11 protein-coding genes and 2 pseudogenes are annotated in these 12390 nt (G+C 69.1%); 7 read left to right on the top strand and 6 right to left on the bottom strand.

Features of this window, described 5'->3' with window-relative positions:
- Positions 1 to 349: 349 nt before the first annotated feature.
- Positions 350 to 853: pseudogene (locus ITX44_RS42915) on the bottom strand (pullulanase X25 domain-containing protein); the annotation flags it as partial.
- On the opposite strand from ITX44_RS42915, the pseudogene ITX44_RS00510 reads away from it, so the two are divergent.
- Positions 749 to 1272: pseudogene (locus ITX44_RS00510) on the top strand (alpha-amylase family glycosyl hydrolase); the annotation flags it as partial. The pseudogenes ITX44_RS42915 and ITX44_RS00510 overlap by 105 nt on opposite strands.
- 844 nt (positions 1273 to 2116) lie before the next feature.
- Here the strand turns inward: ITX44_RS00510 and ITX44_RS00505 are convergent.
- On the bottom strand, positions 2117 to 2869 hold the full coding sequence (locus ITX44_RS00505; protein WP_205354930.1) for an SDR family NAD(P)-dependent oxidoreductase: 753 nt from the start codon (positions 2867 to 2869) through the stop codon (positions 2117 to 2119).
- A gap of 113 nt (positions 2870 to 2982) precedes the next feature.
- Here ITX44_RS00505 and ITX44_RS42490 point away from each other — a divergent pair, with 113 nt between their 5' ends.
- The 6 genes from ITX44_RS42490 (at position 2983) to ITX44_RS00475 (ending at position 8657) form a co-directional block, all read left to right on the top strand.
- Entirely contained in the window at positions 2983 to 3954 is a 972-nt protein-coding gene (locus ITX44_RS42490; protein ID WP_307795018.1) for an AraC family transcriptional regulator, read from the top strand.
- 140 nt (positions 3955 to 4094) lie between these two features.
- Positions 4095 to 4250, top strand: a complete 156-nt coding sequence (locus tag ITX44_RS00495) for an HPr family phosphocarrier protein (RefSeq protein ID WP_205354929.1) — start codon at positions 4095 to 4097, stop codon at positions 4248 to 4250.
- A gap of 11 nt (positions 4251 to 4261) precedes the next feature.
- Entirely contained in the window at positions 4262 to 5281 is a 1020-nt protein-coding gene (locus ITX44_RS00490; RefSeq protein WP_307795017.1) for a PEP-utilizing enzyme, read from the top strand.
- Entirely contained in the window at positions 5173 to 6072 is a 900-nt protein-coding gene (locus ITX44_RS00485) for a LysR family transcriptional regulator (RefSeq protein WP_236059644.1), read from the top strand. Before ITX44_RS00490 ends, ITX44_RS00485 begins: the two co-directional genes overlap by 109 nt.
- Positions 6073 to 6661: 589 nt before the next feature.
- Positions 6662 to 7504 (top strand): alpha/beta fold hydrolase, encoded by an 843-nt coding sequence (locus ITX44_RS00480; RefSeq protein ID WP_205354927.1) that lies wholly within the window; start codon positions 6662 to 6664, stop codon positions 7502 to 7504.
- A 208-nt stretch (positions 7505 to 7712) separates the two neighbouring features.
- Positions 7713 to 8657, top strand: a complete 945-nt coding sequence (locus tag ITX44_RS00475; protein ID WP_205354926.1) for a catalase family protein — start codon at positions 7713 to 7715, stop codon at positions 8655 to 8657.
- Between the two features lie 53 nt (positions 8658 to 8710).
- Here the strand turns inward: ITX44_RS00475 and ITX44_RS00470 are convergent, their stop codons facing one another.
- The 4 genes from ITX44_RS00470 to ITX44_RS00455 are packed head-to-tail and all read right to left on the bottom strand — an operon-like array spanning position 8711 to position 12357.
- Positions 8711 to 9304, bottom strand: coding sequence for a flavin reductase family protein (locus ITX44_RS00470; protein ID WP_236059642.1), 594 nt, complete (start codon positions 9302 to 9304; stop codon positions 8711 to 8713).
- A gap of 1 nt (position 9305) precedes the next feature.
- Positions 9306 to 10631 carry an NtaA/DmoA family FMN-dependent monooxygenase gene (locus tag ITX44_RS00465; RefSeq protein ID WP_236059818.1) on the bottom strand — a complete coding sequence of 442 codons (1326 nt, stop codon included), beginning with the start codon at positions 10629 to 10631 and terminating at the stop codon, positions 9306 to 9308.
- A 5-nt stretch (positions 10632 to 10636) separates the two neighbouring features.
- Positions 10637 to 11296, bottom strand: a complete 660-nt coding sequence (locus tag ITX44_RS00460) for a cysteine hydrolase family protein (RefSeq protein ID WP_205354924.1) — start codon at positions 11294 to 11296, stop codon at positions 10637 to 10639.
- Positions 11296 to 12357: an LLM class flavin-dependent oxidoreductase gene (locus tag ITX44_RS00455; RefSeq protein WP_205354923.1), complete on the bottom strand. Its 1062-nt coding sequence runs from the start codon at positions 12355 to 12357 to the stop codon at positions 11296 to 11298. Before ITX44_RS00455 ends, ITX44_RS00460 begins: the two co-directional genes overlap by 1 nt.
- Positions 12358 to 12390: the final 33 nt, after the last annotated feature.

The following is a 12390-nucleotide window of genomic DNA, read 5'->3' as shown; positions in this document are numbered from 1 at the left end:
CTTGTGGAATGCCGGGGTTGACCATCTGGGCGTACGGGTCGCGGACGGCGTTGCCGTTGACGTAGAACTGGTAGGTCTGGTCCTTCAGGCCGCCGCTGACGACGGTCTGGTGGACGTCGGTGTAGCCGCTGAGGGTGGTATGGGCCAGGGTGTAGGTCTTCCCGCCGACGGCGAGGGTGACGTTGGAGCTGTCCGGGGACCATATCCGGAAGGTGGTGGCGGTCGGGGTGTAGATCGCGCCGAGGGTGTTCAGCGGGCTGGCGGGTCCGGTCGGGGTGGGTGTGGTGGGCGGTGTGCTGGTTGGGGTGGTGCCGCCGGAGGAGGTCACGGTCAGCAGGTGGCTGGAGGCGTTGTAGAAGAACGTCGTCGTGGCACCCGCGGCCGGGACGGTGAAGGGGATGTTCGCGCCGCCGTCGCCGTAGTTCTCGTACCAGGACATGCCGACGGTGGCCTTGACCTGCCAGTTTCCCGTGGGGACGGCGGTGGTGGAGTAGGTGTAGGTGCCGTCGCCGTCGATGTCCTCCAGCCACGGGTTGAGGCAGTCCGGTGCCCAGTCCGTCGAGCAGCCGGTCTCGGACTGGAAGTCGCCGGGGGCGGTGACGATCTTGCTGTTGATGTCGTCGGTGATCCAGTGGGTGACAGGGTCGTAGACGAAGGTGACCTGCTTGCCGCCGGACGGGACGGTCAGGGAGATGTTGTCGCCGCGGCGACGGCGTGGGCGCCGTAGTTCTCGCTCCAGCTGCCGTTGATGGGCGTGGACGCGGTGTGGCTGTCCCCGTTCTACGCCTCCCCGCAGGCCGACGCCGGATACGACGTGGCCGACTACCGCGCGGTGGACCCCATGTTCGGGCAACTGTCCGACGCCGTCGACCTGATCGACGACGCCCACCGGCTGGACCTGCGGGTGATCTTCGACATCGTGCCCAACCACTGCTCCGACCAGCACCCCTGGTTCGCCCAGGCGCTGCGTGACGGACCCGGCTCGCCGGCCCGAGCCCGCTTCCACTTCCGGCCCGGCAAGGGCCCCCGCGGCGAGCTGCCGCCCAACGACTGGGAATCGGTGTTCGGCGGCCCCGCCTGGACCCGCACCACCAACCCCGACGGCACGCCGGGCGAGTGGTACCTGCACCTGTTCGCCCCGCAGCAGCCCGACTTCAACTGGACCACCCGGCCGTCCACGACGAGTTCCGCTCCATCCTGCGGTACTGGCTCGACCTGTACCGCGCCGCCCTGGCCCACCGCCGCGACCACGCCGCCCTGGGAGCCCCCGACAACCTCTACTGGATCAGCAGCCCACCCGGCACCCTGGTCTTCCAGCGCCACCCCGGCTCCCACCGCACCGTCAACCTCACCGACGCGCCGGTGACGCTACCCGTCTGCGGCACCCTGCTGGTCGCCAGCGGCCCCGTCAGCCACACACAGACCGAGGTGATGCTGCCGCCGGACACCACCGCCTGGTGGCACACGACCTGACCCGTGCCCTACGGGGCAGCAGCCGGGCGACCCGCTCCCCACACCGCCCGGCACCAGGACGCCACCGCAAGGGCATGCGACTTGCAGTGGCGTCCTGGCACGTGTCGCTGCTCCAGCGAGACAGCCAACCGCGGCGTTGGCAGTCCGGTTCGGGCGTGGGATCGAGCCCGGCCAGCCGACAGCGCGGTACCCGCAGGCGAACACGTCATCACCGACAGTGCGGCAACCGCCTTCGGTGTCAGGGCCGCGCCTGCCCATGCCTCACGTCCGCCGACCCGGGCCGCGGTGGAGGCCGCTGCGACTGTCGCCTCGACTCCCGCCCGGGTGGCGGGGCCTCCTGTCCTGCTGATCCCGCACCGCAGCGAGAATCCCGAGGAGGCCACGCTGCCCGCTGACTACGGTAACTTCCTGGCGATCGTGCGGGTCGCCGACGACCCCATCCAGGTAAGCGCGGTCGGCGGGGAACTGGGCCTTCAGGTGACGGTGCGCGGCAAGCTGGAACCGGTGCACACAAAGATGATCAAGCTCGCCGGCCAAGGCCGGCCGCGCAAGCGAGGCGACGGGCGGTTCACCGCACGCTCCTGGACCGGGTGCGGCATAGAACCGGGAACGCTTCAGATGCCACCCACCGTGTGGTGCCTGCTCAGATCTGGTTCGTGCCACCATCGACGTAGATGTTCGCGCCGACGACGTAGCTGCTTTGTTCCGAGGCCAGGAAGGCCACGACTGCCGCGGCCTCCTCAGGCCGACCCATGCGCCCCTTGGCCACGGTCGCGGCGACATTCTCCTTCACGGCCCGGGCGGTCTCCTCGTCACCGAAAGCGGCGGTGCCCCCAGGCGTCTCGATCCATGCCGGCGACACTACGTTGACCCGGATGCCACGGCCCTTGAGCTCGTTGGACCACGTCCGCGCGAAGGACCGGACGGCTGCCTTCGACGCCGCGTACGCGCCGAACGCCTCTACTCCACGGTCGCCGGCCGTCGAACCGACCAGGACGATCGAGGCTCCGTCGTTGAGCAATGGCAACGCCTTCTGCACGGTGAACAGCGTGCCTCGGACGTTGACCGCGAAGGTCTGGTCGAAGTGCTCCTCGGTGGTCTGTTCCAGCGTCACAAACGCACCGATCGCCGCGTTCGCCACGAGCACGTCCAAACCCTGACCTCGCGCCTGGACCGCCTTGTAGAGCCGGTCCAGGTCCTCCGGCTTCGAGATATCGCCGACGACCCCGGTGGTCCGGTCTTCTCCGATGGTCTTGACGGCAGCCTCCAGTACGGCCTCACGTCGTCCGGTGACGAACACGTACGCACCCTCGTCCGCCAGCCGTACGGCGGTGGCCAGACCGATACCGGTGCCGCCCCCGGTGACCACCGCCGTCTTGCCTTCCAGCTGTCCCATGTGGGTGTCTCCCTAGCTCTCTCGATGCCGATCCGTTCAACATCGATACTGCGGGAACAGCGGAGTACGATCAATAATGCAGAGTCCGGAGTCCTTTACGTAACGTCCAGGAGGTGTCGTCCGTGCTCGGCTTTCAGGATCCGGTGGCTGACGCAATCGGCCTGCTCAGGCCTCGCACGGTGATCGGGCCCAGTCTCCGGGCCGTGGGAGATTGGGCTTTGCGCTTCGACACGTTCTTGCACGTGCGGATCGGGGGCCTCGTGCGCGGCACCTGCTGGTTGATCCTCGAAGGGCAGGAGCCGGTGCTCCTGCAGGAGGGTGACACCTTCATGCTGGGCAACCCGCCGCCTTACGTACTGGCCAGCACGCTTGACGCAAGCCCGAGCCCGGCGGAGTCTGTGTGGGCGCGTGCCGAAGACGGGTTCGTGCGGATCGGCCCGGAGTCCGAGGAGGACCTCTACCTCTGCGTCGGGCACATCGCCTTCGACGACAGCAACGCGGCCCTCCTGACCGATCTTCTGCCGCCGCTCGTGATCGTTCGCGTGGCCGATCCTCATGGCAGGCGGCTCGCGCTGCTGATCGATCTCCTGGCCACCGAGGTCGGGGTCGCCGCCGCAGGCGGCCCGCTGGTGCAGAACCACCTGGCACAGATCCTGCTCGTGCACATGCTGCGTGCTCACGCCGGTCGGACAGACCGGCCCACCGGCTGGCTGGGCGCCCTGAACGAGGACGGCATCGGTGCCGCCCTGCGTGCCGTGCACGCGGACGTAGCCCACTCCTGGAGCCTCAAGGAGCTCGCCGAGATCAGCCACATGTCGCGTTCCGCGTTCGCCCAGGCGTTCAAGAGCCACGTCGGAGTCCCGCCGTTGGAGTACCTGATCCAATGGCGCATGAGCCTCGCGCGCGACGCCCTCGCCCGCGACACTCTGTCGATCTCCGAGCTCGCACGGGCCACCGGCTACCTGTCCGAGAGCGCATTCAGCACCGCGTTCCGCCGCGTGGTCGGCTCATCGCCCGCACAGTTCCGTAACCAGGCACGGCAGCCACCGCGCTCGGCCACGAACGTAGCCGCCGGGCGGGAGTGAGCGGCCCCGCGCCGTACAAGCGCTTCGCCATCGAGGAGCCGGCCCTGTTCGACATCACTTAGACCATGTCCTATGTGGTGAGGCGGATGAGGCGTTTGTAGCAGCAGAGGGCTGCGGCGAGGCCGAGGAATGCCAGGTAGTTGCGGGGGTCGCCCGCCCGCAGCCTGCCGTCCGTGCTCACCCTGGGCGCCAAGCACGGCGAGTCGCTGGTGCTGGCCGCGGAGGGCGAGGGCGCGCGGGCCGCGGTCGAGGAACTGGCCGCGCTGGTGGCCCGCGACCTCGACGCACAGGAGTAGTGAGGGCGGCAGTGCTGACGGGTATCGGGATCGGCGCGGGCAACGCCGCCGGCCCGGCGGCTCGCCTGGCGCCCGCGCCGGTGCTGTCCGCTCCGCGCACCCTCGCCTCGGCGGAGGTGCCCGGCGAGGCCGCGGCGGTGCGGGCGGCGCTGCGGGAGGTCGCCACGGACCTGGCGGAGCGCGCGGCCACGGTGACGGGCGCGGCGGCCGAGGTGCTGTCCGCGAACGCCATGACGGCCGCCGACCCGGCGCTCGCCGACCGGGCCGCGGCCCTGGTGCTTGACGGCACCGACGGCGCACACGCGCTCACGGGCGCGTTCGGGGAGTTCCGGGCCGCGCTGGTGGCCGCGGGCGGCTACTTCGCCGAGCGCGTCGCCGACCTGGACGACCTGCGGGACCGGTCGGTGGCCCGGCTGCTGGGCCTGCCCATGCCGGGACTGCCCGTGCCCGGGCACCCGTACGTCCCGGTCGCCGAGGACCTCGCCCCCGCCGACACGGCGTTGCTCGACCCGGGCGAGGTGCTGGCCCTGGTCACCGAGCGCGGCGGCCCGACCAGCCACACCTCGATCCTGGCCAAGGCGCTCCGGTTGCCCGCCGGGGTCGGCTGCGCCGACGCGGGCGCCCTGGCAGACGGCCGGACCGTCCTGGTGGACGCCGCTGCCGGCACCGTGGCCACCGACCCGACGCCGCAGGCCGTCACCGCCGCGGCCGAACGCGAGCGGCTGCGCCGCGAGCGGGCCGGCCGGGCGCACGGCCCCGGCCGCACCGCCGACGGCGAGGGTGTCGGCCTTTTCCGTACCGAATTCCTCTACCTCGACCGGGCCGAGGCGCCGTCCGTGGCCGAGCAGACCGACGCCTACCGCACGGTCTTCGCCGCGTTCGCCGGCCGGTGGGGAGGTGGGCATGCTCATGCCGTATCGGCATGGGGCGCTACGATGACGTGGTGGACCTGGACATGCGCAGGGTGCGCTACTTCGTGGCCGTGGCCGAAGAGTGCAGCTTCGTCCGGGCCGCCAGCCGCCTGTACATGACCCAGCCGGCTCTGAGCCGTCAGGTCCGGGCGCTGGAGGAAGACCTGGGCGTGGTCCTGTTCGTCCGCAACCGGCAGGGAACCGTGCTGACGCGGGCGGGACGTCAGTTGCTGGAGGACGCACAGCCGATGCTGGCCATGTCGCTGGCCGTGCAGCAGCGTGTGCGGGCCGCGGGCCGGGAGGAGAGCCATTTCACCGTCGGCTTCATGCCCGGTGTCATCGTCACCCCGATTGTCCGGGAATTCTCCCGTGTGGCACCCGGCGTGCGGGTCGAGGTGCTCCACACCTCGATCACCGACCAGGTCGACTACCTGCTGGATGGCCGGGTCGATGTGTGTTTCGTGCGACTGCCGCTGCCCGAGGGCATGTTCGAGGTCGTACCTCTGTTTCCGGAGCCCCTGGTGGCGGCCTTGCCCAGCAGTCACCCTCTGGCCCAGCACAAGGCCGTGTGCCTCGACGACCTGCGGAACCTTGCTCTTCTGCAGGACCATGGAGACGTCCCGGAGTGGCGGGGCCCGGTCTTTCGCGGCTCGGCCGCCGCGCAGGGGGACTCCGGCAGGTTCCCGGTGACGATCGAGGAGCGCCTGGAAGCCGTCGCCTCGGGGGCGGGCTGCTATGTGATGCCGGCCGGTATCGCCGACTTCTACCGCCGCGACGACGTCTCCTGCCTGACGCTGGAGGACATGGCGCCGCGGATGGTCGCCCTGGCCTACCCCAAGCACCGGACCATGCCCGAACTCCACCGGTTCGCCGAGATCTCCCGCCGCATGCTGGGCCCCGGCACGAACTGACCCGGCCGCCATGCGGAGCACCCGCGGCAGGCGTCGGTGGCAGCCGCCGGTCGGCTTTCGGCCGAATGCAGGGTGATCCTTTTCCCCTCGGACTCGGGCACGCGTGCGGAGTACTCGTAGCCGGGACGCTCCTCGGCCGGGTCGACGACGGCTCCGCCTGCCGAGGTGACCCGCTTGAGCGCCTCGGCCAACGGCTCGTCGACATGGACATACGGCAGCGATCCGCCACGATCTGCGGGGGATCGTTCTGGAAGACCGTCCCGCAGAAAAGCTTCGCGCGCGGCAGATTCTCCGCGGGAATCCCGCCCCAGACCGTCTGCATGGTTGCTGCATTCCGAAAACACGGCGAGGGCATCGGCCGCCACCCGCCGAAAGACCTTGCCGGACAGACCCTGCGGCGTCCGCCCCCGGCTCATGCCGGGTCGGCATGAACAGGCACGGAATCGGCATTGGCGAAAACGGGCGTGCGGACGCAATAGTCGAACGCGAAGCAACGCGGACCGCGAGGGACACGGGGACTCTCCCGTCCCCGAAAATCGCGCCGTTTCTTCATGTCGGTACGGCAGAACCACTCAAGGGAAAAACACACATGAAATCCACCGCTCGATTCAAGGTGTTCGCGGCGACCGCAGCGGCTTGCGGCGCGGCCGCGGCTTCGCTGGTCGCAGTCAACGCCGACGCGGCCACGACCAGCCCGACCACACACGCCCCCTCGCAGGTGAGCTACACCGCCAAGCCGACCGTCGTCCTGCTTCACGGCGCGTTCGCCGACTCCTCCAGCTGGGACAGCGAGATCAGCTACCTGCGCGGCCAGGGGTACCCCGTCTTCGCGATCGACACGCCGCTGAGGGGTCTCGCCTTCGACAGCGCCTACGTCGAGGCCCAGCTCAAGACGATCAGCGGCCCCGTGGTGCTGGTCGGCCACTCCTACGCCGGCGAGGTGATCAGCCAGGTGGCCGCCGAGACGCCCAATGTCAAGGCTCTCGTGTACGTGGCCGCGCTCATCCCCCACGCGGGCGACACCGCCAACTCCCTGATCGGACAGTTCCCCGGATCACAGCTCACCCCGGCGAACCTGCGCACCGTCCCGCTGCCCGGGGGCGACACCGATGTCTACATCACCGCGGGCCAGTACGGAAGCGTCTACGCGAACGGACTGCCGGGAGCGGACATCCTCGACTCCTCCGTGACCCAGGAGCCCATCGCCTACTCGGCGTTCTCCGAAGCGGCCACGGTGAACCCGCCCACGGCGACGCCGAAATGGGCGGTCATTGCCACCGACGACCACGCCGTCCCGACAAAGGCCCAGGAATTCGAAGCCCAGCGCGTCGGCGCCCGCATCACCTACGTGAACTCAGGGCACGATGTGCCCGCGACCCGGCCGGGAGCGGTCGACTGCGCCATCATCGCGGCTGCCGACTCGGTGCGCTGACCGCACTGGCTGCGCACGGCCCGGCATTGGGTGGTTGAAATCGTGAGCTGCGAGGTCTCCGGTAGGTGAGTCGTCGACTGAAACGACTGCCACCAGACCGGAGACCTCGTTTGCGGATGACACCTGTAGGCGGCCATGAACCAACATCTCACACTCGGCCCGGGCGATGATTACCGTCCGCCCCGCCAGATTCAGGAGATTCTCAAAGATGCCCAGCACTCAGTGGCGCGAGAGGTTCGCGCCCGACGAGAATGCGCGACACGAAGAGCAAGCACGCGTTTTCATCGAGATGCAGCGTCAGCGTTCCATGAGATACGGAACCGGACGGGCGCTGCATCGTAAGCAGGTGGCCGCCCTGAAGGCGATCCTTACGGTGGAAGAGGGCCTTCCCGATTATGCGGCTCAGGGGATCTTCGCCAGTGCTTCATCGTACGAAGCGCGCGTGAGGCTCTCCAACGGAGGGTTCGATATCTCTGGCGACCGGGCCCCAAGCGTCCGCGGGTTCGCGATCAAGGTGCTCAGGGCGGCCAGCGCCTCGACCGCCGAAGCCGAGCAGGACTTCCTTATGATCAATCAGGAGGTCCTGAGGGTCAAGGACAGCGCCGAATTCGTCGGAATCGTGGACGTCGCAACCAGCGGGCCCGGCGCCGGGCTCCGTAAGGCCGCGAGGAGTCCGGGAGTCATTCTCAGCGCCGTCTCCAACTTCAGGGACATGAAGAGGCCGTTCAGCGGATTCGCCACACACGACTTCTTCAGCATCATGCCCATTGCTTTCGGTGATTACGCAGCTCGACTGAGGCTGTGCGCGGCCTCGACGCTGATCAATGGCGATGCCGACAACGATTGGGCCGCTGACGTCTACAAGCGGCTCGCCGAGGACGATCTGGAGTTTCTTTTCCAGGCCCAGTTCTTCGAGGACGAAGATCGCACTCCCATCGAGAATTCGGCGGTCCGCTGGGAGGCGCCGTGGGTCACCGTGGCACGCCTGCGCGTACCCTCGCAGGCGCCGGACGCAGCCCTGTCCGAGGCCGTCGAGAAGAGCGGTTTCGATCCTTGGAATGCGGTGCCGGAGCACCGGCCCCTGGGAGAGTTGATGCGTGCTCGCAAGGCGGCCTACTCCGTAAGCCGACGCGGCCGGGACACCATGCCATAACGGCCTCGTCGATGGTGGTGCCGGTGGGCGTCTTCGCAGGCGTCGGTACCGCCTCAGTCGCCCAGCATCTTGAACGTCTGCCGGTGCCAAACGACGGGATTGCGCTCGTCGTCGGTCATCATGGCGAGCACGCGCAGCAGGATGATGTCGTGGTCGCCGGCCGGATAGCTGCGCTCGACGGTGCACTCCAGCCAGACCGGCGCGCCTTCGAGGAACACCGCACCGGATGCTGCTTCCAGTGTGGCGAGGCCGGCAAACCGGCTGTCCTTGCTGCGCGATGCCATCTGCCGGGCCTTGCCGGTGTGCTCCTCCCCGAGGACGGAGACCCCGATCGCCCGCGTGCGGGACAGCTCCGGCCAGGTCGTCGAGCCGTGTTGCGCGGCGAAGGAGACCATGGGCGGCTCGTAGGAGACCCCGACGGCGAGCGACGAAACGATCATGAGGGTCGGTTGCCCGTCGACGAGAGCCGAGAGCGCCGCGACTCCTGACGGGAATCGGGAGAACGCCCGCTTCATCTCCTCGGGATCTGTGGTGAAGTCCTGCGCCGACGTCATCAGTGGGTCCCGGTCTTCGAGGACTTCGACGACCTCGCACTCGAGCCCGGGGGCTGCGGCGAGGCGTTCGCCGGCATCGTCTGCTGCGGTCATCTCACACCGCCAGGTTCTCGCGCAGCGTGGCGCCCGGGTACCGGGGCGCGAGCACACCGCGCCGGCGCAGCTCGGGCAGCAGCAACTCGCTGATGCCGGCGAACCCCGAGGGCATGGCGAGCGGGCAGGAGAACATGTAGCCGCCGCGTGATCCGGTCGCGGCGAAGTTCTCCTCCAGCGCGTCGGCCACGGTGGCGGCGTCGCCGACGATGCTGTGGTCCAGGCCCGCCGCCCTTCTCCGTCCGTGCATGAAGAACTCGTGCCGGCTCATCGTGCAGTCCTCGCCGAACTCCGCGATGAGCGAGCCGATGAGGCCCGCGGGACTCGCGTTGAGCGCGACGATCTCGTCGTGCAGCTCGGCCAGGCGGAACGACTGCGGCAATGTCGAGAGGTCGTAGCCGACGTTGTGCGACAGATAGGTGGCGACGGCTTCCTCGTTCCAGAACTCCTGTACGGAGTCGGATTGTGCTCGTGCCTCGGCCGTCGTACGGCCGACGATCACCTGCGTGGCCCACAGAATGCCCACGTGCGCCGGGTCCCGTCCTTCGTCGAGGAGCGCTTCGTCGAGGAGCTTGCGGTGACGCTGCTGGCTTGTGACACTGCCGCCGAATCCGAAGACGAGGTCGGCGAACCGGGCCGAAGCGGCGATGCCCCGGGGCGAGTTGCCCGCCTGGACGATGAGCGGGTGGTGCTGCGGGCTGGGCACCGAGGCAAGCGGGCCCTTGACGGTGAAGAAGCGCCCTTCGTGGTCGATGGGGTGCACCTTGGACGGGTCGGCGAACCGGCCCGTGGCCCGGTCGCGCACGATCGCGCCGGGTGCCACCGAGTCCCACAGCGCGCGGCAGACCGCGATGAACTCCTCCATCCGCTCGTAGCGCAGGTCGTGGTCCATCAACTCCGCGAACCCGTAGTTCGCCGCGTCCGCGCCGCGTGTCGAGGCGACCACGTTGAAGGCGATGCGCCCGTCCGTGACATGGTCGAGGGAGTTCAGCAGCCGTGCCACATAGAACGGATGCATGAACGTCGAGGAGTACGTCAGGCCGAAGCCGATCCTGTCCGTCACCGTGGACATCGCCGCGATGACCGGCGACATGTCGTGGCGAGGCCATTGGATGCCCCATTCCACCGCCGGTGCGATGCTGCCCCGCCAGGTGCTGGGCACACCGCTGCCGTCGCCGAAGAACAGCATGCCGACGCCGGCGCGCTCGGCCGTCCGCGCGAGCTCCATGAACATGCGGACGTCCGGGAAGTCCAGCCCGGCCCAGGAACCCTGCCTGGCCCACGCGCCCTCGGTGTGGGTGAAGGAGAGGTCGAAGGCTGTGTGCATGCCGGTCACCGTGGCACCTTCTTCCAGAGCTCGACGACCTCGTCGGCGTCGCTGAGTACGGCCGCGTTGAGCCCCAGCTGGACGAGGGCCGCGGCGTTCACGTCAAGGTCGTAGGCAGCCGTCGCGTCCTGGGGGACGACAACGGGCCAGTCCAGTTGCATGGCGTCCTGGGCGGTCGCGTGGACACAGCACTCGCTGGTCAGGCCCGCGACGGTGAGCCAGTCGACGCCCGCGGCGTGCAGCCGCGCGTCGAGATCGGTACCGAGGAATCCGCTGTAGCCGCGCTTGACCACGCGCGGCTCGCCTTCGGCCGGCCGCATGCGGTACCACTGGGCGCCGGGCGTACCGATCACGCACGGTTCGGCCGGGCTCACAGGCGCGTCGTAGTCACCGCCGCGCAGCCAGTTGCTCGCCCGCCAGGGCAGCGCCGGATCGGTACCCAACTCGACCCAGATCACCTGCACGTCGGCGAGCCGTGCGGCGTCGACGAGGTCGCCGACCCGGGTGACCGCCCGGTCGAGCGCCGTCAGGGCCGCATTCGTCAGCCGGTAGTCGTCCAGGGCCGCCGGATCGGCGAAGTCACGCTGGACGTCGACGACGACGAGCGCGGGTCTGCTGCCGGGCCGGGTGAGGCGGGCGAGTTGTCTGTCGCGCAGGTCGGACATCAGGCCGCCACCTCGTCGCGGGCACGCAAGGCGGGCAGTACGGTCTCGCCGAACAGCAGCATGTCCTCGTCGTACTCCGGGAAGATCAGCATGAGCCCGTCCAGATCGGCCTCGCGCACGATGTACTCGATGTGCTCGGTGACGGTCCCCGCCGAGCCGGCGACATACGCGGTCTGGAAGGCTGCCTCGCCTTCGGCGCCCTCGGCCCACGCACGGGCCTGGTCCTCGGGCACCCCCCAGGTACGGCGCATACGGGCGAGCGCCTCGCGGTCGAGTCCGGCGCCCCACTCCTTCACCTTCTTCGCGGCCAGCTCGTCGGTCTCGTCCTGGACGACGGTGAGCATCGAGTAGGTCTTGCATACCCGGCCGTTGGCCTTCGCCCGTGCGTGGACGTCCGCCGAGAGCTCCCTCATCTCGTCGAGACTTTCGGCGGCGAGGAAGGCACCGTCCGCGTACCGGGCCTGGAAGCGGCGCGCTTCCTCGGACTTACCCGCGTTGATGAGGGTCGGGCGGCTGGCCGGATGCGGGCGGGACTCGCAGTCGACGAGGTCGAAGTACGGCGTGTGCATGGTGACCGAGGGTTCGGTCCACAGCCGGCTGACCGCCTCCGTCCACAGCTCAGTCATCCGGTAGCGGTCCTCGTGGCTGAGCTCCGGGTCCCAGACACCGAACTGCTCGAACTCCCCCGCGTAGGACCCGTTGACGATGTTCATGCCGGCCCGGCCGCCGGAGACGTCCTGGAGGGTGGTGAGCATCTTCGCCGCGACGGCGGGGTTGTGTACGTTCGCATGCAGGGTGGCCCAGACCTTGACCCGGGTGGTGGCCTCGGCGAGCGCCGTCATCATCGTCACCGACTCGAGCGAGCGGCCCCAGTGGTCGGTGGTCCCGCCGAAGCCGCGCCACTTCGCCATCGACATGATGAAGTCGAGGCCGATGCTCTCCGCTTGCAGGGCCGCGCGTCTGTTCCAGGCATAGCTCGCCTCGGGATGCGGCGCTGTCGTGGACAGCATCCATCCCCCGTTCCCGATGGGGAGGAAGATTCCGTACTCTTTCGCGGGCACGTCGTGGGCCTTTCCATGAGATTCCTGAAACCG

This window comes from Actinacidiphila acididurans (assembly GCF_016918855.1).
Classification (GTDB): Bacteria; Actinomycetota; Actinomycetes; order Streptomycetales; family Streptomycetaceae; genus Actinacidiphila; species Actinacidiphila acididurans.
This window is presented reverse-complemented; position numbering and strand designations above follow the sequence as displayed.

Coding starts and splice junctions, on each gene's coding strand:
- ITX44_RS00505 (WP_205354930.1), bottom strand. CDS start 2,869: ATGGGACAGCTGGAAGGCAAGACGGCGGTGGTCACCGGGGGCGGCACC.
- ITX44_RS00485 (WP_236059644.1), top strand. CDS start 5,173: ATGGGGCGCTACGATGACGTGGTGGACCTGGACATGCGCAGGGTGCGC.
- ITX44_RS00480 (WP_205354927.1), top strand. CDS start 6,662: ATGAAATCCACCGCTCGATTCAAGGTGTTCGCGGCGACCGCAGCGGCT.
- ITX44_RS00475 (WP_205354926.1), top strand. CDS start 7,713: ATGCCCAGCACTCAGTGGCGCGAGAGGTTCGCGCCCGACGAGAATGCG.
- ITX44_RS00470 (WP_236059642.1), bottom strand. CDS start 9,304: ATGACCGCAGCAGACGATGCCGGCGAACGCCTCGCCGCAGCCCCCGGG.
- ITX44_RS00465 (WP_236059818.1), bottom strand. CDS start 10,631: ATGCACACAGCCTTCGACCTCTCCTTCACCCACACCGAGGGCGCGTGG.
- ITX44_RS00460 (WP_205354924.1), bottom strand. CDS start 11,296: ATGTCCGACCTGCGCGACAGACAACTCGCCCGCCTCACCCGGCCCGGC.